The organism is Nostoc sp., assembly GCF_041747015.1.
Lineage (GTDB): Bacteria > Cyanobacteriota > Cyanobacteriia > Cyanobacteriales > Nostocaceae > Nostoc.
On record NZ_JBGTFY010000336.1, the window covers coordinates 1 to 22,453 of the forward strand.

Below are 22,453 nucleotides of genomic sequence, written 5' to 3' on the forward strand. Positions count from 1 at the left end.
TAAGTGTGAAACAACCTAGTTATGTAAAAAAAATAACTAGTCCGACGCGTTAGTGAACTAGTTTTTAAAGAAATCCTCTTCTCATGCCATGAGTATTATTACTCATCCACAAATAGTAAAAACTGCAAAAGTATAGTTACTCAATTCGGGGAGACTGACTTAGTTAATTTTACTACCTCAAAAAATCTAGCCTATGTAATTTACACATCAGGGTCAACAGGTCAACCAAAAGGCGTGATGGTTACCCATGAAAATCTAGTTAACGCATATTTAGCTTGGTCAGATGCTTATCAACTACAAAGCTTGTGTACCAGTCATTTACAAATGGCTAGTTTCTCCTTTGATGTATTTTCGGGGGATGTGGTGCGATCGCTTTGTTCTGGTGGTAAGTTAGTTATCTGTCCACGGGAATTGCTTTTAGAACCAGACAAACTCTATCAGTTAATGCGATCGCAAAACATTGATTGCGCCGAGTTTGTACCAGTTGTACTCAGAAACTTGATTCAATATCTGCAAAGAACAGAGCAAAACCTAAGCTGGATGAAATTATTGATTGTCGGTTCAGATAGCTGGTATATACAAGAATATCAGCAATTCCGACGTTTTCTTGGCGATGAAACTCGCTTGATTAATTCCTATGGCGTGACTGAGGCTACCGTTGACAGTTCCTATTTTGAAACTACCGTCATTCACAAGTTTAGTGATGGACTAGTCCCCATTGGACGACCCTTTGCGAACACTCAACTTTACATCCTCGACCAGCATGGAAAGCCATTACCTATTTATATTCCTGGAGAACTTTACATTGGTGGTGCTGGTGTCTCTCGTGGTTATCTCAACCGCCCAGATTTGACACAAGAAAAATTCATCCCCAATCCTTTTAGCCAGGAGGTAGGGGCACGTCTTTACAAAACAGGTGACTTAGCTAAATACTTAGAAAATGGTAACATTCAATACTTAGAACGGAGCGATCGCCAAATTAAAATTCGTGGCTTCCGCATTGAGTTAGGAGAAATAGAGGCAATACTTAGCCAACACCCACAGGTGCAGGCAGCTACAGTCATAGTCAGAGAAGATACTCCTGGCGACCGACGTTTAACTGCCTACCTTGTGCCAAACCAAGAACAGACACCGACAATTATTGAGATGCGAAGCTTCTTGAAGGAAAGCTTGCCTGAGTATATGATTCCTTCAGCTTTCGTTTTCTTAGATGCCTTCCCTCTGACACCTAATGGTAAATTAGACCGACGTGTTCTACCAGCGCCAGATATAAATAGTCTGGCTGTAGACAATAATTTTGTTCCCCCTCTAGATATTGTGGAACAGCAACTAGCGCAAATTTGGTCAGAAATTCTGAATATTTATCCTATAGGGGTAAAGAATGACTTCTTCGATCTCGGTGGTCATTCTCTTTTAGCTGTGCAATTAATGGCTAAGATTGAACAGCAATTCGGTAAAGTTTTACCTTTAGCGACCCTCTTCCAAAACTCAACCATTGAAAATCTAGCGACTATTCTTCGTCAGCCAATGAGTGAGTTAAGTTGGTCGCCTCTAGTACCAATTAAATCTAAAGGTTCTAAGCGACCTTTCTTCTGTATTCCTGGGGCTGGTGGTAATCCTCTGTATTTATATAACCTAGCCCATCATTTAGGTCGAGATCAACCGTTTTACGCACTACAATCACTCGGTCTTGACGGAGAATCAACACCGCATACAAGTATTACAGAAATGGCAACCTACTATATTCAAGCCATCCAGTCCATTCAATCGGAAGGCCCCTATTTTTTGGGTGGTCATTCCTTGGGAGGGATGGTAGCTTTTGAAATGGCTTGCCAGTTACAAAAGCTGGGACATGAAGTAGCTTTACTAGCACTTTTGGACTGTGGGGCCCCAGAAGATGCAAGTAATATCGAAACTGCTCAACAAAATGCTGAAATAGATGATGCTGATTGGTTATATGAAATTGGCTTTTTATTCGAGCAATTCTACGGCAGCAGTTTAGATATATCTTATGAAGTTCTCAAGTCTCTAACAAAAGACGCGCAATTGCAATATTTCCAAGAGCGGTTACAAATAGCTAATCTATTACCTGCTGATATTGGGATCAAACAACTTCGTGGTTTGATGCAAGTTTATAAAACCAATATGCAGATAGTTTATACAACACAAGAAATTTATGTAAATAAGATTACCTGCTTTTTGTCTAGTGAAATTGAAGATGTATCTTCTAACAATTCTGAGATTTTAGAAGATACAAGATTGGATTGGCATAAATTTTCTTCTCAAGAATTGGAGACATATTTTGTTCCAGGCAACCACGCAACAATGCTGAATGAGCCTAACGTCCAGGCTTTAGCAGAATACCTCAAAAACTGCATTGAAAATAGAGAATTGGCTAGTTAATATTTGCCGGTTAGAAATCAACTTTTACCAGTATTACTGTACACAGGAGAAATGAATGTCCAAACGTGCTACAAGTCAAAAATTAACAGTCTTTATCATCGTATGGTTTGGACAACTCATCTCCTTATTTGGCTCAGGACTTACCAGTTTCGCCCTTGATTTTTGGGTCTATCAGCAAACACAATCTGTCACCCAGTTTTCACTTACTGCTTTATTCACTACCTTGCCTGGTCTTTTGATATCACCCATCGCTGGTGCATTGGTAGATCGCTGGGATCGTCGCTGGACAATGATCCTTAGTGATGCTGGATCGGCTCTGGCTACACTATTCATTACAATAGTAGTCTTCACTGGCACAATTCAGGTTTGGCATATCTATATTGCTAGCTCTGTTATCTCAGTGTTCAATGCCTTTCAAAAGCTATCTGCTGCCACTACTACTGCTTTGCTTGTCCCCAAAAAGTATCTGGGTAATGCTAGCGGACTAGTACAAATTGGTGAATCAGCTTCAGAGCTTTTTATCCCAGCCCTGGCTGGAATATTAGTTTTAAAAGTCCAACTTCAGGGGGTACTCCTAATTGACTTTGCAACTTATTTCTTCTCCCTAGCAGCACTGTTGATTGTCAAGTTTCCTAAGTATAAAACTACTAATAGCAAAAATACTAACCAAGAAAAACCAGGGTTCACCTCGATAAAAAGTGATGTTATCTATGGGTGGAATTATATCGTTACACGTCCCGGTCTTTTAGCACTATTAATATATTTTGCCGCTAGTAATTTCCTAGTAGGAATTGTCAGCATCCTGATCATACCTATGCTTCTAGCTTTTGTTTCTTCTGCAACAGTTGGCACTATACTATCTATTGCAGGTATTGGTACGTTAGTAGGTAGTCTTGTCATCGGCATTTGGGGAGGGCCAAAACGTCGTGTTGACGGTATCTTGGGCTTTGGAATTCTATTAGGAATTTGTATGGTATTCACTGGGTTATACCCTTCACCACAACTGATTGCGATCGCAGTCTTTGCAGGGTTATTCTGTTTTCCGTTCATTGCTAGTTGTACGGAAGTTTTAGTGTTAAGTATAGTACCTTCTGATGTGCAGGGACGAGTTTTTGCTTTGCAAGGAGTCATTGCTGGCTCATCTTTACCACTTGCCTATATGGCGGCTGGGCCATTAGCTGATTATGTATTTGAACCACTTTTGGCTAACGACGGACTACTAGCTGGTAGCATTGGCAGAATTATTGGTACTGGAGCAGGGCGGGGTATTGGATTCTTATTTATATGGCTAGGAATACTTCAAATTTTAGTATCATTCTGTAGTTTTTTTTACAGACCATTGCAAAGTTTAGACAAAATGGCTGCCAAAGAAAATTGCTAAGGGACATCCAGAAAATAAAATATACAGTTACTAAGAATAATAATCATTGTTAGGGGGGTGGGCACTGCCCACATTCAATTTATGGAGACAACTTATCAACGCGATCGCACTACCTCAAACAACACCAACCCTCCGCAAAAGACGCAGCAATTCTCATTTTGAAATAAATAGAGCATTAACCCCGATTTTGGAATTAAAAATATAGTACAGAATAACTAGTTTATCCGGGAGATACGTAGGCACAGCCCGCCACAGGCATCACTAAAAAACAATTAACCTGAAATGAAATTTCTATCTCCACAAGGCTTTCAGCCTCTGCATGGTGCGTGGCGATCGCGCATGGTGCGTCATGATCCATCGTGGTGCGTGGCGATCACCCTCGGTGCGTCATCACACCATCGGTGTCTTCAATAAATTCAGGTGTGTCATTGCACCATAATCCCTTTGGCTTCACCTTTGTTCTGACTTGCAATAGCTCTAGATCAATGAATCCCTTTGCGTCCAATTCCTTGAGAGCGCGGCTTACAGTTTGCCTATGGACTGCCTGCGATCGCTGAAGCACCTCCAGAAGAACAAGCTGAAGTTTTACGACTAATTGCTGATATTTTTGTGAATAACAGCCGTGAGGGTATTGAGATCCCATAATCTAATTGTATTGTCATCGCTGCCACAAGCAATAATTTGGCGGCTTGGATTGATGGATAGGGAGCGCACACCACCGAACCAACTAGAGTCACCATTGAATGTGTGAGCTGGATACCATGATTGATTCATAAGCTCCTGCAACCTTTCTGCGGTTTAGACAACTGAGTTATTTGATCAGTATTCCCAAAATTCTCAAGCTATCTAACGTAGGTAAAATAAAATTTTGATCCAAATCGGGTATGTAATCTGCGGGAATAACGGTGTAACTGCGATCGCCTACCGTAGAAGAAAAGCGCTCATTGAATATCAATCAAAACGTCGGTATCTAACAAATACATCAACTTTACTTATGCTCGCTCACGGGTTTGGGCTTCATGACGCAACTTACGAGCGTATGCTTGACTATCTGTAATATCAGGTCGTGAGTTGATAACACCTTCGCTCTGCCTCTGCTGTTGAGCTTCTGGTTTTAGATTGATAGTAACTTAAGCAATAAGAGTAAGATTTAGCTGTTACAACTGACATAGATTTATTTTGACTCTACCTATAAAATTAAGCTACTACTCAAACAACAGCTGCTTCTGGAATCGCGCCCTGCATTCTTCCGAAAGCATCAATTAGACTTTGCAATTGTTGATCTGCTTTAAAAACTCCTAACCCGCGCACCGTAACTTTCCCAGGAGAATACACAAAGCGCGTCTTAAGATTTTCTGGTAAATTCGCCGCCAATAAATTCCAAGCAGGTTCCTCCATCGGCGTTTCTAAAACGATATGCTGCTTTTGTTCTGGTTTAATTCGACTAAATCCGAGTTTTTTCGCTAACTGTTTGAGTTCCATGACTCGCAAAAGTTGATTTGCAGGCACCGGTAAACTACCATAGCGATCGCTCCACTCGGCAGCAATTTGCCTTAATTCTGATTTCGATTTAGCTGTTGCCACCGCCCGGTATGCACTCATCTTTTGATCCAAATCGGTAATATAATCTGCTGGGATAAATGCTGTAAGGTTGAGATCAATCTGGGTATCTTCCACTTGCGGAATTTCTTGGCCTCGGATTTCCCGAATTGCTTCTTCCAGCATTTCCATATATAAATCAAATCCGATGGCATCCATTTGACCGGATTGTTCTGCACCTAGTAAGTTACCCACGCCTCTGATTTCCATGTCGCGCATTGCTAGCTGATACCCAGAACCTAGCTGAGTAAATTCTTGAATCGCTCGTAAACGTTGCCGTGCCGCGTCAGATAACGCCCGTTGCTTCGGATAAAATAACCAAGCATGAGCTTGGATACCTGCACGTCCTACACGACCGCGTAATTGATACAGTTGAGACAAGCCAAAGCGATGAGCATCTTCAATCAAAATGGTGTTGACTCGCGGAATATCTAAGCCAGATTCAATAATTGTCGTACAAACAAGGATGTCTGCGTCGCCATTACTGAAGGTGAGCATGGTTGATTCTAACTCGCTTTCATCCATTTGACCGTGAGCGATCGCAAACCTGGCACCCGGTATCACCTCTCGTAAATTGGCTGTAGTCTCTTCAATGCCGTCCACTCGTGGAACTACATAAAAAACCTGTCCACCTCTGTCTAATTCTTGACGAATTGCACTGCGGATACTTTCGGAATTAATCGGTGAAAGATGAGTTTTAATCGGGCGTCTGGTTGGCGGTGGCGTGGTAATCAAACTCATTTCCCGAATTCCCGACAAAGACATATACAAAGTCCGGGGAATGGGAGTAGCCGAGAGAGTAAGCACGTCTAACTGAGTTTTTAAGCTTTTAATTTTCTCTTTCTGGTTTACCCCAAACCGTTGTTCTTCATCTACCACCAACAGTCCTAAATCCCGGAATGTTACGCCTTTGCCTAAAAGTTGGTGTGTGCCAACTACTACATCTAATTCACCCGTTGCCAATCGCTTTTGAATCTCGCGGCGTTCTTCAGCCGAACGAAAACGGTTGAGTAAACCGACATTCACGGGGTAAGGAGCAAAACGTTCTTTGAGTGTATGGTAATGCTGCTGTGTTAAAATAGTCGTTGGCGCAAGGAGTGCCACTTGTTTACCGGCGATGACTGCTTTAAAAATAGCGCGAATCGCCACTTCCGTTTTTCCGAAACCGACATCGCCACAAATTAAGCGATCCATTGGGCGATCGCTTTCCATGTCTCGTTTCACATCTTGGACAGCTTTGAGTTGATCCGTTGTGGGTTGATACGGGAAAGAATCTTCTAATTCTTCCTGCCAAGGCATATCAACTGGAAAGCTAAAACCTTGTTGTTGCGATCGCGCTGCATACAGTTTCAACAAGTCCACCGCCAATTTTTTGATCGCTTTGCGGACTTTATTTTTCGTATTTTCCCAAGCTTTACCGGTCATCCGGTTGAGTTCTGGTGCTTTATCACCTGCGGCGCGGAACCGGGATAATGCACCAACTTGATCGGCTGCAACTCTGAGTAACCCGTCAGCATACTGTACTACTAAATAATCACGGGTTTCGTGATTAATCATCAGGCTTTCTAACTTGACAAATTTGCCAACACCATGATTTCGGTGAACCACATAATCGCCTGGACGCAGCTTATTGGGGTCAACTTGCTTAGAAGCAGCTTTGTGGCGCTTGCGAATATAGCCGGGAGTTGCTAGGGAATGCTGCCCAAAAAATTCCCGATCTGTAACGATTACCAATCGGTACGTAGGTAGGATAAAACCTTCGAGTTCCGCAAGACCAGAATATTTTAGGGCAATGGGAATATGGTTGATTTGGAGCTTATCGATCGCTAGGTAGTCGCGGGGATTGGGGATAAACTGAGCCGGACAATCATGTTCTTGCAATAATGAGACAGAACGCGAAGGTTGAGCCGAAAGCAGCCAGATCGAGAAATTGCGATCGCGTTCTTGGCGGATGGTTTCAGCTAGTTTAGCAAACTGGTGCGGCGTAACTGGAACAGGTCGGCTGGCAAGATTGATCCCATCATTTTCCTCTGACAGTTCCGATAAATATAATGTTTTAAATTTGGCAACATCAATCAAACACTCATCAAAAGACCGATGTATTTTCGGCAATGTTAGGGGAATAGATTCTTCCCCATGCCCCATTTTCCACTGTTCTTCAGCATTTTCTACCCAGCGATCGCTATGAGCATGACACTGTTCTGGCTCATCAATGGCAATCAAGGTGTTTTCTGATAGGTAGTTTAGCAGAGATGCTGGTTGCTCAAAAGCCAACCCCAAAAAGCGACGACTACCCTCAATTAGTGATGTTAGCGGATAGCTAGGGTTTAGCCCGTGCTGAGTTTCGAGTGCTGAGTTAATTTCTGACTCAGCACTGTCTCTGAGTGCTGCCATAACAATCGGAGCAAAGCTAGTAGGCGTAAGAATTAACTGGTCAACTTTGTCAAGGGCTGAACGTTGGGTTGCTGGGTCAAATTCCCGCATTTGCTCGATTTCGTCGCCAAACCATTCCAGCCTGACTGGGAACTCAGATGAAACCGGGAACACATCAACAATATCGCCCCGTCGGCTCCACTGTCCTTCCGTCTCCACCAAAGGCATCCGTTCATACCCCAGAATAGTTATTTTCTCACTAAAGGTATTCAAGTCTAATTCCATCCCCCGCTTTAGGGTAAGGCAAAATTCCTGAAAAGCTTCTGGTGGTGGTAAATGGGGTTGCAGCGCCCCTTGAGTAGCCACGATCGCTAAATTTGTCATTTGTCCTTTGTCATTTGTCCTTTGTCCTTGGTCTGTTTCTAATGACAAATGACTAATGACTAATGACTCTTGAACCTTGACCAAATCTGCCAATACCTGCATTTGTCCCCAACTCATTTCAGTTTCTGGGTCAAAAGGTTCGTAGGGAGAAGCCTCAGAAGTGGGGTAAAAATGTACTGTCTGCCATCCCATTGCCTCCAGTTGGGCGTAAACCCGTCCAGCTTCCTCCAAAGTGGCACACACCACGAACAAATTCTTGCCCTGAGCTTGCGCTAATGCCGAAGCTACCAGACCTTTAGGCAGGCGGGAAATGCCATTTAACCGCAATTCTTGTTGGCGGTTTAGCTTAGAAATGAATTCGGTGGTCAGAGGCGATCGCCCTAAGGCACGCACAATAGAAGAAAATGACATAAGTACTACTAGCGGTGGGAGTCTTTGGAGGTCAGGAAATCTTGAGGCAGCTGATGTCAACTATTTTAAAAGTGTTGACAGCTTTCTTGCTCCTTTGGTAGAAAAATAATGTCTGGGGATTGATCAGCTTAAGAACTATAATTATTACCTTGGGTACAGTCAAAGCATTTATGGAAGCACCTTTAATACTAGATACTAAAGATGGAGCTACGTTCGCTCTGATAAGCGGCAATTTTAAACATGTCCTCCATCACTTTTGAAATTTTAATCATTTTAGTGCTAATCATTGTCAATGGCGTGTTTTCTATGTCTGAGATGGCAATTGTCTCAGCCCGGAAAGTCAGGCTACAGCAGCTTGCCAATCAAGGGGATGCTAAGGCAAAGGTAGCATTGAAACTAGCGGAGTCTCCGAATCATTTCCTGTCAACCGTTCAAGTTGGTATTTCTCTAATTGGTATCCTGACTGGTGCCTTTGGCGGAGCAACTATTGCCGAAAAACTAGCGATCTATGTGGGGCGTGTACCCTTGTTAGCGCCTTATAGTGAACCGATATCCTTCGGAATAGTGGTTTTGATCATTACCTATTTGTCACTCATTATTGGCGAATTAGTGCCGAAGCGTCTGGCATTAAACAACCCAGAGAAGATTGCATCGATTGTAGCTATTCCGATGCGAGCCTTGGCAGCGATCGCTTCTCCTGTAGTTTATCTCTTAAGTGCTTCTACAGATTTGATCCTGAGATTACTGGGAATTACAGCTTCTACCGAGCCACAAGTCACCCAAGAAGAAATTAAAATTTTAATCGAGCAAGGCACTGAGGCGGGAACCTTTGAGGAAGCTGAACAGGATATGGTGGAGCGAGTCTTTCGTTTAGGCGACCGCCCTGTCAGCTACTTAATGACACCCCGCCCGGATATAGTCTGGCTGGACTTAGACGACTCTGCGGAAGAAAATCGCCAAAAGATGGTTGATAGTGCCTACTCCCGGTATCCAATTTGTCAGAGCGGACTTGATAATGTGCTAGGTGTGATCCCTGTCACCGACTTATTAGCCAGGAGTTTTCGCGGTGAACCCCTGGATTTGACGCTAGGATTGCGACAGCCCGTATTTGTGCCTGAAAGTACCCGTGGCTTGAAAGTTTTGGAACTGTTCAAGCAAACCATTACTCACATGGCGCTAGTAGTCGATGAATACGGCGTGATTCAAGGATTAGTCACTCTCAACGACATCATGAGCGAAATCGTGGGTGATGTTCCTTCTACAGATGGTCAAGATCAACCACAAGCTGTACAACGTGAAGATGGTTCCTGGCTTTTAGATGGGATGTTGCCTGTTGAGGAGTTTTTGGAACTTTTCGATATGGAAGAGTGGGAATCCGAGGAACACGGCAATTATCAAACTTTAGGCGGTTTTGTCATCACCCATTTAGGTCGTATTCCTGCCGCAGCAGATCATTTTGAATGGCAGGGTATACGAATTGAAGTAATGGATATGGATGGTAATCGCGTTGATAAAGTGCTAGTCATACCGAAGGGAAATAAATCAGCAGATACCAAAAAATCTGACTAGCGATCGTTGGGCATTGACAATTATTGCACCATGCTTAATTTAACTTGGTGCGTTACGGCTTTAGCCTAACGCACCCTACTAGCTAAATATATCCTATGTGCCTAGTTTGGCACGCCTCAAATCTTGGTTACAAAAAAATGCTAGCCAGTAGATTGTTCCGGTTTTGTTGTCATTGAATTCCCATATAAAATTCTGCTCCACTGCCAGATAAAGCCAAAGAACTGGAGTCCGAATTTTGGACACTGTTTACAGAAAAAACTGGTTATGAACAGTTAGATGAGCGAAAACGATTAACTGCTGCAAAAGCCGTCGAGATGCTTTTAGTTTTAGATCATCCAGAATTACCGTTGCATAACAATCCTGCTGAGTTGGCTGCCAGTACTATGGTGCAGCGACGTAATATTAGTTATGCTACCCAGACAGAACTTGGTACAAAAGCGTGGGATATTTTTATGTCCCTTGTTGCTACTACTCGCAAGTTGGGTATTAGCTTTTTTGAGTATATGCGTGACCGTATTTTAATAATTTTAAATATTCCTTCTTTGGGAAGCCTTATTCGGCTAAAATATTCCTCTCATCTTTTGCTTGGTCTTTGATACCTGAATAACCGCCTACCCTGAATTATCGAGGGGATACTAAATTTTTACTCTCAAACTTTTCTTTTTGGTAATCCATATTTTTGGAGAATTTTCTTTTATGAAAGGTAGTTCTCACTCATTCTCTCACTTTTTTATTTCGAATTTAGTCTCCACTCCTGACCGATTTCAAGCAATTATCGATGTCTGTAATACTGATAATATTAATCATTAAATATTTTAAGTTTTTCTACGTAAATTATATAGAATTTTTTATTGTCAGTATATATACTACAAAATGAAGTGCGGAATGTGGGTTAGATAGCTCTTCTTGTGGTGAGTTTGATCGCAAATTGCTGTAATTCTACATTTTGCGATCGCAGCTTTATCTAGTGGTCAAACCTAGTTTATTCATAACAGTGTCAATAAATTTTGTGAGTTTGAGATTCAATGCTTTGATCACACCATAAATGATAAAAAGCCTGAAACGCTTATCATCAGTAACAGTGGATAGCGTCGTGTGAACATTTGTAATGAAACGAGGGCAAAAAGAATAAGTGCCTACTACACTCCAACCCATTTCAACACTTTTGGATCTTTATCGTAGCGGTAGGTAAAGCCGTCCCTAGTAGTGAGAGACTCACCTTTACTTGCTTTACTTCTAATAGTTTTAATAGAATAAGAAGTTAATTCAGTCATTTCCTTATGAGAAAGTCCTTCAATTGTAGTTTTTTGAGTCAATATTTCTGATTGATTTTGGTATTCATTATTAAGTACACTGTCTATAGTGATGTGAGTATTTTTAGGGAAGTTATGGGTAATTGTTTTTTGATTTCGATAATCTTGCACGGTTAAAAGTTGCCAACTTGAATCTTGCGAAAGTTCCAAAACCCATTGATGATATTCAAATAGGCTTTCTCGATGTCCAACACTAATAAACGTTGTTTTTGTCTCTTGTAACTGTTGATATAAACTTCCTTCATTTTTTAAATCCAAAGCACTTGTTGCTTCATCTAATATGGTAAACCTTGGATGAGTAACTAACAGGCGTGCGAAAGCAAGGCGTTGTTGTTCTCCCAAGGACAATATATTTTCCCAAGGAACTTCAGTATCAAAACCTTCAACTCGACTTAACAAGTTTTGCAGGTTTACTTGTTGCAAAAATTCTTTGAGTTCTGCATCAGTTATCTGACGATTCGTATTAGGATAAAGTAACTGTTCGCGCAGAGTTCCTAAGATTATATAAGGACGTTGGGGTAAAAATAACACTTCTTCTAGGGGAGGTCGCACTAGACGACCAGTCCCGGCATTCCATAAACCAGCGATCGCTCTCAATAGAGAACTTTTACCTCTACCGCTTGGCCCTACAATTAATAAACCTTCTCCAGGCTGAACGTTTAATGACAAGTCTTCGACGATTACCTGCTCATAGTTTGGTGTTTGTAAAGTGACATGCTCAAAAGCGAAATGATTCCCTTCTATTGTTTTAATAGTACTGACATTCTCTGGTTGTTTAGTTACTGCTTCTAACGCATCTAAGAACTCAGATAAACGCTCAACATAACTAGAAAATCGCCCAGAAATGCCAAATTCAGCTATTAATTCTTCCACAGCACTAGCAAACATATAGCAAGCTGTAGTAGCTTGTCCAATTTCTCCAAAATCCATATCACCTCTAATAAATAAAGGTGCGAGTACTAAAAGCGTAAAAAATTCAATTCCAGCACGGTATCCTCTGTTAAAAATTGCTTGATTTCTCTCCCAATTAATTTTTTGTTTAGCACTTCTTATGAGATTAATAAATCGGCGTTGAACTATATTCAGTTCCTGTTTTTCTCCTTGAAAAAAAGCTATTGACTCAGCGTGATTGCGGACATAAGTTAGACAATAATTATAATCAGCTTTAGATTCGATTTCCGCTTGATTAATATTAATTAATTCTTGATTTAAGTAACCGGCAATTAAGTTGCCTATAACTGTATAGATAATTAAAGCAACAGCTATTTGTTGAGAAATTGTCCAGACGATTATTAGAAAAGTCGTCATATTTGTGCGGCGATCGCCAATATCTGACTCAACTGTCCAGTTCAGTTATTCACTTGACCAGATTCTGTTGATGAGGAGTATAGACAATACTCTCAACTAATTTTGGTAAATAATGCTTTTATGGCAGCAATTCTCATTTTGAAAAAAAAATCAGAGAAAATTCTGTTATTTAAATAGAGAAATTGTGTCGAAGCATCATTTGTTGACAGATAATTATCATCCGACGCTGAAGATAGACAGGTTTTAAGAAATTTGTCCATAAAAAATAGATTTCAACTGATAAATTCAGATGAAATTCTCACCAACTTTTTAGTTTATTAAAATAACTTTTTCCTCCTCTTTCAATATATTGACATTTTTCAACTAGAATTTACTTTTTTAAATGGCACATATTCATTATTGAGAGTGATTTTATGATTAGTTATCCAATTATTTTGGTAGATAATTTCCTCGGTTTTTTCATTATTATAAAAACCGAACTGTCGGACTAGATTTCCCCCGTTCATTGCAATAACCTAAGTATTTATACTTAACTATTTCAGGTTAATTGTTTTTTAGTGATGCCTGCGGCGGGCTGCGCCTACGCCTCTCCCGGAAAAATAGTTATTTTGTACTATATTTTGAATTCCAAAATCGGGGTGAATGCTCTATTTATTTCAAAATGAGAATTGCTGGAAAATTTTTCGCTCTACTGACTTTATTTGATAGCGCTGCCTCTAACTCCTCCTCATAGCTTGCTGAATAAAAGTGAACTGTATTCTAGGTAAGGGTTTTGAGCCTTTTCTCACCAAAAAAATCTAAGACTATAGCATCCAGACCTTCAAAAACCTTGCACCAGAACTAATTCCTAATACAAAAGGCCCTGCTAAGGGATAAATCTGTGTAAAATCTTGCTGTTAGCAGCGAATCATCCCCACCTCCAAGTTTTGAGTTCCAGGTTAAATCGGTGAGAACTTGGTCTGTGTATTTGCGATCGCTAGGAGTCAATGAGTTAAAATAACCTTGACCATATAATGGTTCAGGAATGGGGACTCCTTGGTCTTTACCTAAATATAGGGTTGAGAGAGTTAGGGTATTGCGAGAACGTAAATCCGCCTCCAACTTGACATTAAAGTTATTGTAGAGAACATCATTGTTTTCTCTGGTTCCCTGAAAGTTAGCTTCTGGGATGGAAAAAGGGTAGTTATTTTTTGCTTGGGTGCGATTATATCCTACAACCCAACCAATATCGCCGACTTTCCCACTACTATTGATAGTCTGCTGATTTAACCCATACGCGCCAAAATTAACACCTGCTTGCGTTGTCACTTTTTCTGTAGGACGACGAGTGATAATGTTAATCACTCCTCCAATTGCATCAGAACCATAAAGGGTAGAACCACCACCTGGCAATACTTCGACTCTTTCAACGATATTGGTAGTAAATTCTGAAAGGTCAAAACCACCAGAACCCAAGTCGTTAATTGGTCTACCATCAAGCAAAATCAAGACTTGTGCAGAGTTAGAACCCCGGATAAATTGACCACTTAAAGCGTTTACTTCTGTGCCAACTGTACCATCAGGTAAGATACTTAGAGTTAGAGAAGAGACAAGCCAGTAGATAGAGTTTAATCAAACTAAAGGTAATAAGATTTCAAACTCAGTGCCTAAACCTAATTGGGAACGTAAATTAAATTTACCGCCATGTCTGGCTGTGATAATTCGATAACTTACAGCCAAGCTAGTTTCTTTACCAGTCTTTGTTTGCAGAGCAAAAGACTCCATAATTTGCTGTTGTAGCTCCTCAGATATTCCAAGGCTATTATCGGCAATGCGAATTAAAACCCAACGAGAATCTGGTGCATCTGGGTTGTTTGCTTCTTGTGAAATTACTTCTGTAGTAATCTCAATTCTGGGTTTTTGAACAACAGTTGCATCTTCTAGATGTAACTGTTGTCGCACTGCTTCATTGAGTAAAGTATCCACAGCTTCGCTGAGAATATTCATCAAAACCTGGTTTAATTGCCCCATAAAACAATACACTGGAGGTAATTGTCCATAGTATTTGACAATTTCAATTTCTCCTTGAAGACGGCTATTAATTAATAGAATAATACTATCTATAGAAGCGTGCAAATCTACTGGTTTGGGATAAATCTCATCGATATGACAGAAGTTTTGTAAACTGGTGACGAGTTTTTTTAATCTTTCCGCTCCGGTGCGGATGCTAGCAAGCGATCGCACCAAATCTTGTTCTAAAAAATCAAATTCAATCTCTTCTTTAATCTGATTAATTGCCTGGGAAGCTGATGGTAACTCTTTGTCGTAAACCGCTATCAGCTTGAGTAAATCTTGGCTGTAGTTTGAAACATAAATTATGTTACCCCAAATAAAACTCACTGGGTCTAAAATTTCGTGCGCTATCCCGTCTACCAAACGTCCCAGATTTGCCATTTTATCATTTTGAATCATTCGGGCTTGGCTGCGTTCATAGCGCACCAGATTTTCAATTCCCCGAATTTGCCAAGAGATAATATTCAACTCTTGTACATCTAATAATCTATGAGCACCAGATGCCGTTTGCACTACAATTGGTTCTGATAATAATTCTGGCGATCGCTTTAAGCTAAGTTGCATCGCAATTAAAATCGATGTTGTATCAGCAAGCAGCAACATCGGTATCCGTGCATAGCTGTAGAGAACAGCTAATGGTTGCTGAACAAATAATTCTTGTCCATAGGGGCGAATCAAAAATTCCAGCAGTCGCCGCCGCGAAATCATCCCAATGAATTTTTCCTGTTCTACCAAAATTACTCCCGGTAGCAGGGGATGTTTTTCCAAAAAATTAGCCACTTCCATACCAGTACGGTTGATTTCCACCGGGAAGTTGTACATTGGTAGTTCTTGGAGGGTTGAATCTAAACCGAGATCGCGATCGCTACCCTCAGACAAAAATGGCGGTGAGATTTGGCCACTAAATTCTTCTGACACTAGACACCCTGATTTTTACAAAGACAGGTAACCAATAAGCTAACATTTTACAAGTTTTCTGGTAATGGTAAAATGGGCTTCGGGCGTGTATGTTCAGTTTTACATTGGTGTAAACCAGTTTGAAAACATAGAACCAACTGGTAAAACAGTCGGATTAGACCTTTATGACTTTTAAAGATTTAGCCGATAGATTGCTGCTTGAGATGCTTATGAGCATACATTAACTCGTCAGACCTGGCCATTAGTTCTTCTAGCGACATATTGCTTTCTGGTGAGTAACGCTCTATTCCCATACTCATCGAAAGTTGATAGCTACGCTTGAGTTGTTGATTGAAGTTGGCGATACTTGCTTGCAGACGCGCTTGGATGCTATCAGCGTCTTTGAAGTAGCTGGAGATAAAAACAATGAACTCATCTCCACCCAGGCGAGCAACAATATCCGAGTTACGAAAACTTTGCTTGAGTAATCGAGCCGCATCAACAATCAAGGTATCTCCCATGTCGTGGCCAAGGGTGTCGTTAATCTGTTTTAGACCATCTAAATCAATGAATATAACCCAGCACAAAGCTTTCATGCGGTGAGCAATTTTCAACTGTTGTTCAGCGAGTAGGAAGAAACCACGCCGATTATGCAAACCTGTTAGTTCATCAGTCAGCGATAACTGCCTTCCTTCCATCTCTGATTGTTTTCGGTGGCGAACTTCCTGAATGAGTTCCATCTGGGCGATCGCCTGACGACTTAGGCGGCGCAGTGCATCTAACTGCTGGTCATTTAGGTGACGAGGAATGGTATCGATGACACACAACGTTCCTATTGGAAAACCATTGGGTGTAACTAGTGGCACACCAGCATAAAAACGAATTTTGGGGTTACTTTTGACTAGGGGATTGTTCTTAAAGCGATTGTCTTTGATGGCGTTGGTAACTACCAATATATCCTCTGTTTGAAGAATGGCATGAGCGCAAAAAGCCCAATCTCTGAGTGTTTCGCTAGCATTTAGTCCAACCTTAGATTTAAACCATTGGCGATCGGCATCAATAGTACTGCCGCTTTGTACCAACTATGTTGGTACAAAGCGGTAATTAATACAGTTTTAGTAATCAATTTCAGCTTTGATACTTGATGCTCACTGTCCCTAAAAAATTATCTATTAAGATAACAAGAAAGGCAGAAGAAATTCCTAATTACGAATTACTCTTTATACGACTCCAAAATACCACTGCGAATAATTAATTGCGGCCAAACTAACACAAAAAATCCCATCCACGTCGCTACTGGAATGGAAACGATAATGGTTAGCCAGATAGTTTTAAATAGTAACCAGCTACCACCAATCAGCGTCACACCTGTAAGAAGTATAGACCAGGGCTGACACCACCAAGGTTTGTAGTTCCAAGGACTTACGGGGTTTTGTTCAGACATTAGTTTTATTTGGCAAATGTGCAAATGTTCCTTGAATAAGTTTAAGTCTTCCAGAGTTATTAAAGCGATTAGAACTATCTTGATGATGAAGTTGAAAAACTATTTTAATCAGGTATAATTACAGATTTGAAGTTTATTAGTAGATAAGATGCGATCGCCCTGTCCGGTAGCCCACATTGGCGTTAAAGTTGAATGACGATTTTGCCAAAGTGACTACCGCTTTTCAGGTGGCGGTAGGCTTCTGGTGCTTCATCCAATGAAAATAAGCGATCAATCACAGGCTTGATTTGATGAAAAGCGATCGCTCGATTCATCGCCTCAAACATTTCACGACTCCCCACATAAATGCCTTGGACATCAATGGATTTCATGATAATTTGAGTATGATTCACATCGCCTGCACCACCCAAAACCCCAATTAAGCTAATTCGTCCGCCGATACTTGCTGATCGCAGAGACTTTTCCAGTGTGCCAGCACCGCCTACTTCAATTACTTGATCAACGCCTTGCTGCTGAGTCAGTTCGTAAACTTTTTCCTCCCAATTTGGAAACGTTTTGTAGTTAATGGTTTCATCGGCACTTAGTTGCTTTGCCCTCGCTAATTTTTCATCACTACTGGAGGTAATAATCACCTTCGCTCCCAGTACTTTGGCAAATTGCAGCGCAAAGATTGAAACACCCCCTGTTCCCAATAGCAGTAAAGTTTCACCTGGGATTACTCCGCCTCGATGAACTAAGGCTTGCCAAGCGGTAACGGCAGCACAAGGTAATGATGCTCCTTCTTCGTAGGACAGATGCTCTGGTAAAAGAACTACTCCATTTTGGTTGAGAACAACATATTCTGCCAACATACCATCGATCGCGCCACCCATCGCCGAACGAATTTTCTGACGAGTGAGTTTACCAGAGATCCAGTCTTGGAAAAAAATACCCGCAACGCGATCGCCTACTTTTACCCGTGTGACTCCTTCAGCGATCGCAACCACTTCGCCCGCACCATCAGATAAGGGAATAACGGGCAACTTTTGTCCGGGATACAGTCCACTGACAACAGCCGTATCCCGATAATTTAAGGAAGTGGCTCGTACCCGAACTAAAATTTGTCCGGCTCCTGGTTTTGGTTCGGGTAAATCCACCAATTTGAGTCCGTCAATTCCTGTAGCTGTTTGAATCTGATAGGCTTTCATACGACCTCGCGGTATGCGGGAAACTCAGTCACTTCAGTGCTGCCAGGGTTGCGACACGAGCGACTTTAGTCGCCTTGACAATTAGTCCTGTCGAGCGTCGCATCAACTTGACTTTTTAACCCCTAAAAAGGCACAAAGTCAACAGCCTAACTTAAGCCCCTTGAGGAGAGGCTATAAATGTCAAACTTGCCATATATGTTCCAACAAATATACTGGGATAATCAGCATTGCTATCAGCAACAAACCAATCAGGAATTACCTTCTGTTGTCCAACTATTTCATCTAAACCGATTTGTAAGGATATATTCTCATGAACAATTTTTGCTTTGGCAATTTCTAGCATTTTTTCTACTGACTTTTGCAGCCACTCAGCTCGAACAAATAGACTGTGAGATGGATGGTCGCCATAACAAAAAGGTACGATGATCACTAGATATCCTTTGTCGCTAAGTATTTTATCCACGCAAAATTGAATAATTTCTTGATCGTCTTTATGTTCTTGAGTTTCCTTGTTAACGCTGTGAAATAACAAACCGGCTAGCACGACGGCATCAAATTTCTTGTTTTCCCTAGCAACTTCTGACAAGAAAAGCGATAAATCTTGGGCAACAAATTTTCTATTTGAGTAGAGTTTTAAACATTCTTCAATAGCCAATTCACTGTGATCAACTCCAAGGTAGTCACATCGAGCCGGGAGATATTTGCATAAAGCCGCGTTACCGCATCCTAAATCCAATAAAGAAAATGACTTTTCCTCAAAAATATTATCTAGAAAACCAGATGTTGGTGTATACCGTGTGACATTTTTAGGCGATTCAAAGTAAGAATAATAGTCATTTTGAAAACGTTCTTCTTCGGATGTTTTGCGCTCAGGAACCAGATTATTCATCATAAAAACCTCACTTTATTAAGCTTGTTTGATTACAAGGTTGCTCTTGCGTGATTTTGCTAATCAATAATAACTATAAACTAAAGTTGTATTTATCTTGATAGCTTTTTAATAAAGAGCGATCGCCAGCAACCCCTTATACCAGAATATTTGCTGTGGTTAATTTTAAAAATATCTTTCAAGGTAGATTATAAATTCATCCTTATACAGGATGCCAGCAACTATAAAATGCTTACGATACTAGGGTTGATAACGAAGGCTAAAATAAAAGCCATCATCTTGAGCGTTATTACCGCGATCGCTTAGATCGATAAATGGAATTCCATAATCGAGCCGCAAATTCAGCTTATCAATTCCCAAAGCCTGATTCCATAATAATCCTAAACCTGCGCCTACTAAAAAAGTTTGATTGGGTAAGTTATTGGGATTATCAGACTTATTCCAAATTGCTCCCATATCAAGAAATGGCGCGAGTTCAATCGTGGATAATCCAGATTCATCGCGTTGGACTGTGAACCGATCTTCAATGGCTACTCGAAATCCATTATCCCCAGAACGGATATTTTGACGATATCCCCGTACAGATTGTCCGCCGCCAATGACGAATTGCTGTGAAGGTAAGAGGCTATCTGGTGTTAGTTGTAAGTCTGCTTGGATGAGCAATAAGTTATCGTTATTGAGTTGCTGTACACGCTGTACTTGACCCAGCCAACTGAAAAAGCGACCATCGGGTATGGGGTCATTGTTGATGGTTGCATCCAATATGTCAATGCCAAAACTAAATTGCGATCGCAAAAACCAAGCTCCTTGAGGTTCGCGTTTGATATAGTCTTGACCAAATTTAATTACACTTGTACGGCTAACGCCATTGGCATCAGGCCCAATGCCAAAGGGGGTTGCAAGGTTATTAAAAAGGAAGGTTTGACCATCTTGATAGGTAAATCCTAATGATAAGGCAAATTCTTCTCTTGGCGATCGCATTAACGGTTGTCGATAATTTATTTCATAAAGATCCTGGTTTGCGCGAATGCCAAAGGCATTAAATGGTGGCTCAGTAATTTCGTTGCGATTAAATGCATATCTAATCTGCACTTTGCCGTTCATCGCGTTAACGGGAACCTGATAGTTAAAATCAAAGGCATCAGAACCACCAGAGAGTGTATGGTAATAGGAACCTGCTAACTCATCTCCCATACCGATTAAATTGCGATCGCGCAGTTCAATACCCAATCTTTCTGCACCAATGCTAGGAGGCGAATAATTATCTACACCCAAGCTACCAGTTAAAGGGTTTGCCTCTTCAACTCTCACAATAAGAATACTTTGACCAAGTTTACCCGTTGGACGCAGACGTGCTTCTACATTTTTAAATAGGGGATCGAGTCGTAGTAATCTTAGTTGGTCTTCGAGTTTAGCAGTATTCAGAGGGATACTAGCACCTAGCTGGATGCGACTACGAATGTAAGATTGGTTTAATTTCCGCGTTCCTTGGATTTCAATCTCTGCTAAACGCCCTTCGATCACACGAATTACTACAACACCATCGGCGCTACCAGGTTGTTGAGCCTCTGGAATCGCTCTGGAATTGATGTAACCTTTATTCAAGTAAAGCTGAGTAATGGCATCTGCGGCTTGCCTGATTTCTTCTAAAGTTAAGTCACGTTCTTCAAACGGTTTTAGAACTGGGTTAAAGTCATTTTCATTAAAGACTGTGCTATCCATAACTTGGATTTTGCGAACCCGAATGCGTTCTTGGTTTGGCGGGGATAATTGGGGGTTCGGTTCGGGTTTATTGGGGTCAGTTACCGGGGGGGGCTGCGGTGTTTGTACTATTTGTAACTGTGGGTGATTGCTATTTTGAGCCGAGTCAGAAGTAAAGATATTAGCTGTAGCTCTCAGCTCATTTGCTGTTAAAATCCAGACCGCAGGTAGAATTAGCAAGCCACACTTGAAACTGTGCCTATTCCATTTAATATTTGCCAGACTTTGCCGAGTGTCTAACTGATGAGAGAAATAGACAATTCTTTGATGAGTCGTTGCTTTCGGTTTCACACCAGTTTCTTTTCTCATTTCTCCTCAGTGGGGTGTCTTGTCTTACGACTTGGCTGATTTCGGTTTTTGAGTATGCTATGTATATCTGAATATCATATTTTTGACATTCAGATTTCAGAAGATTTGTAACTAAAAGTATAATTAGGTTGTAGATATTTTCGTAGGGTGCGTCAGCCTTTGGCGTAACGCACCGTTTGTTTTATAGTGCCTTGGCGATTAAAAATCTCGGCTATACAGACAAAACCCGCCTGCGCGGGTTAAAAAACTGAGTTACATCACAATACGGTTCAGTTAGCGTCAAAAACCATAAACTGCGTAGGTTGGATTGAACGTTCGCGTAGCGTCTTGTAGAGAAATGAAACCCAATAAATCAATGAAAATGTTGGGTTTCGTTCCTCAAGCCAACCGACGATTCTCCTTAATAGTCAGAGTTCAATCAAAGAGGAAGCTAGGTCAGCACTGCAACAAACAGACCGCACAAAAGCGATCGCAACCTTGGTGGAACTGCTGCAATCAACAACTGTGGATGACTACACCCATTGGCAGGTAGCAGAAAGCCCTTCTTTAAGGGGAGCCACTGCGCCCTTGCGGTTTCCCGACTTGTACCCCTTCGGGGAAGCAAGCTACGCGCAGCGTCTCCGGCAAGGAGAAGCACGTGGCGTGGATTTAGGTGGATCTCAAAGTATTTGCTACCAAGAAGAGGACTTGTTCATTCATCCTCTAAGTCAAAATGCTTTTGTTGATGAAACTGATCGGTTTATCCATGAAACTGATTAGTGTATCCTTGAAACTGTTCAGTGTATCCATGAAACTGATTAGTGTATCCATGAAACTGATCGGTTTATCCATGAAACTGATCGGTTTATCCATGAAACTGATCGGTTTATCCATGAAACTGATCAGTGTATCCATGAAACTGATCCGTTTGTTGACTACAGCTTTTGAAAAACGCGAAATCAATAAATAATATTGATTAAAACAATGATATAGGACTCATATTTGATTTTTGAAATATTACGTAGGGTGCGTTAGCCAGAGGCATAACGCACCATCGAAGACTTTGGTGCATTACGCTACGCGATAACACAACGCCAGTTGCTACAGATAGCGCAGCGTAAAGCCTACGGCATGGCTTCGCTTAGAGCGAGTCAGACGCTCCTACGTCGCTAACGCTTTGCTATCGAGCGTCGG

The 22,453-nt window shown here is 41.2% G+C and carries 15 protein-coding genes and 2 pseudogenes; 7 read left to right on the forward strand and 10 right to left on the reverse strand.

The genetic code is table 11. The annotated features are described in order from the left end of the window. Window positions 1-132 precede the first annotated feature (132 nt). The 3 genes from ACEW80_RS27145 to ACEW80_RS27155 all read left to right on the forward strand — a co-directional run bounded on the left by ACEW80_RS27145 (window position 133) and on the right by ACEW80_RS27155 (window position 4,198). Window positions 133-2,403 (forward strand): alpha/beta fold hydrolase, encoded by a 2,271-nt coding sequence (locus ACEW80_RS27145; protein WP_373529598.1) that lies wholly within the window; start codon window positions 133-135, stop codon window positions 2,401-2,403. A 55-nt stretch (window positions 2,404-2,458) separates the two neighbouring features. Continuing rightward, a complete protein-coding gene (locus ACEW80_RS27150) occupies window positions 2,459-3,784 on the forward strand; it encodes an MFS transporter (protein ID WP_373529582.1) in 1,326 nt (441 codons plus the stop codon). A gap of 282 nt (window positions 3,785-4,066) precedes the next feature. Further along, complete coding sequence (locus ACEW80_RS27155; protein WP_373529583.1) at window positions 4,067-4,198, forward strand: hypothetical protein; 132 nt, start codon at window positions 4,067-4,069, stop codon at window positions 4,196-4,198. A 177-nt stretch (window positions 4,199-4,375) separates the two neighbouring features. On the opposite strand, the gene ACEW80_RS27160 is transcribed toward ACEW80_RS27155, so the two are convergent. Continuing rightward, window positions 4,376-4,558 (reverse strand): hypothetical protein, encoded by a 183-nt coding sequence (locus tag ACEW80_RS27160; protein ID WP_373529584.1) that lies wholly within the window; start codon window positions 4,556-4,558, stop codon window positions 4,376-4,378. 435 nt (window positions 4,559-4,993) lie between these two features. Further along, window positions 4,994-8,551: a transcription-repair coupling factor gene (gene mfd / locus ACEW80_RS27165; protein WP_373529585.1), complete on the reverse strand. Its 3,558-nt coding sequence runs from the start codon at window positions 8,549-8,551 to the stop codon at window positions 4,994-4,996. A 240-nt stretch (window positions 8,552-8,791) separates the two neighbouring features. Between mfd and ACEW80_RS27170 the strand changes: the two genes are divergently transcribed. Beyond that, window positions 8,792-10,120, forward strand: coding sequence for a hemolysin family protein (locus ACEW80_RS27170; protein WP_373529586.1), 1,329 nt, complete (start codon window positions 8,792-8,794; stop codon window positions 10,118-10,120). Window positions 10,121-10,434: 314 nt separating this feature from the next. Next, the gene (locus tag ACEW80_RS27175) at window positions 10,435-10,716 is read left to right on the forward strand and encodes a hypothetical protein (protein ID WP_373529587.1); all 282 of its coding nucleotides are present in this window, start codon (window positions 10,435-10,437) and stop codon (window positions 10,714-10,716) included. 543 nt (window positions 10,717-11,259) lie between these two features. On the opposite strand, the pseudogene ACEW80_RS27180 reads toward ACEW80_RS27175, so the two are convergent. The 8 genes and pseudogenes from ACEW80_RS27180 to ACEW80_RS27215 form a co-directional block, all read right to left on the reverse strand. Beyond that, window positions 11,260-12,741: pseudogene (locus ACEW80_RS27180) on the reverse strand (ABC transporter ATP-binding protein/permease); the annotation flags it as partial. 861 nt (window positions 12,742-13,602) lie between these two features. Further along, a pseudogene (locus ACEW80_RS27185) lies at window positions 13,603-14,310 on the reverse strand (TonB-dependent receptor); the annotation flags it as partial. A 42-nt stretch (window positions 14,311-14,352) separates the two neighbouring features. Next, the gene (locus tag ACEW80_RS27190; RefSeq protein ID WP_373529588.1) at window positions 14,353-15,711 is read right to left on the reverse strand and encodes a sensor histidine kinase; all 1,359 of its coding nucleotides are present in this window, start codon (window positions 15,709-15,711) and stop codon (window positions 14,353-14,355) included. Window positions 15,712-15,890: 179 nt separating this feature from the next. Beyond that, window positions 15,891-16,772: a diguanylate cyclase domain-containing protein gene (locus ACEW80_RS27195; protein WP_373529589.1), complete on the reverse strand. Its 882-nt coding sequence runs from the start codon at window positions 16,770-16,772 to the stop codon at window positions 15,891-15,893. 131 nt (window positions 16,773-16,903) lie between these two features. Continuing rightward, entirely contained in the window at window positions 16,904-17,134 is a 231-nt protein-coding gene (locus ACEW80_RS27200) for a DUF6737 family protein (RefSeq protein WP_373529590.1), read from the reverse strand. A gap of 182 nt (window positions 17,135-17,316) precedes the next feature. Further along, complete coding sequence (locus ACEW80_RS27205) at window positions 17,317-18,321, reverse strand: NAD(P)-dependent alcohol dehydrogenase (RefSeq protein WP_373529591.1); 1,005 nt, start codon at window positions 18,319-18,321, stop codon at window positions 17,317-17,319. Window positions 18,322-18,472: 151 nt separating this feature from the next. Beyond that, window positions 18,473-19,213, reverse strand: coding sequence for a class I SAM-dependent methyltransferase (locus ACEW80_RS27210; RefSeq protein ID WP_373529592.1), 741 nt, complete (start codon window positions 19,211-19,213; stop codon window positions 18,473-18,475). 237 nt (window positions 19,214-19,450) lie between these two features. Beyond that, window positions 19,451-21,280, reverse strand: a complete 1,830-nt coding sequence (locus ACEW80_RS27215) for a ShlB/FhaC/HecB family hemolysin secretion/activation protein (RefSeq protein WP_373529593.1) — start codon at window positions 21,278-21,280, stop codon at window positions 19,451-19,453. 337 nt (window positions 21,281-21,617) lie between these two features. On the opposite strand from ACEW80_RS27215, the gene ACEW80_RS27220 reads away from it, so the two are divergent. Together ACEW80_RS27220 and ACEW80_RS27225 are read left to right on the forward strand one after the other, a co-directional pair. After that, window positions 21,618-21,812 (forward strand): hypothetical protein, encoded by a 195-nt coding sequence (locus tag ACEW80_RS27220; RefSeq protein ID WP_373529594.1) that lies wholly within the window; start codon window positions 21,618-21,620, stop codon window positions 21,810-21,812. Next, complete coding sequence (locus ACEW80_RS27225; RefSeq protein ID WP_373529595.1) at window positions 21,785-22,039, forward strand: hypothetical protein; 255 nt, start codon at window positions 21,785-21,787, stop codon at window positions 22,037-22,039. The genes ACEW80_RS27220 and ACEW80_RS27225 overlap by 28 nt, the downstream gene beginning before the upstream one ends. The last annotated feature ends 414 nt before the right edge of the window (window positions 22,040-22,453 follow it).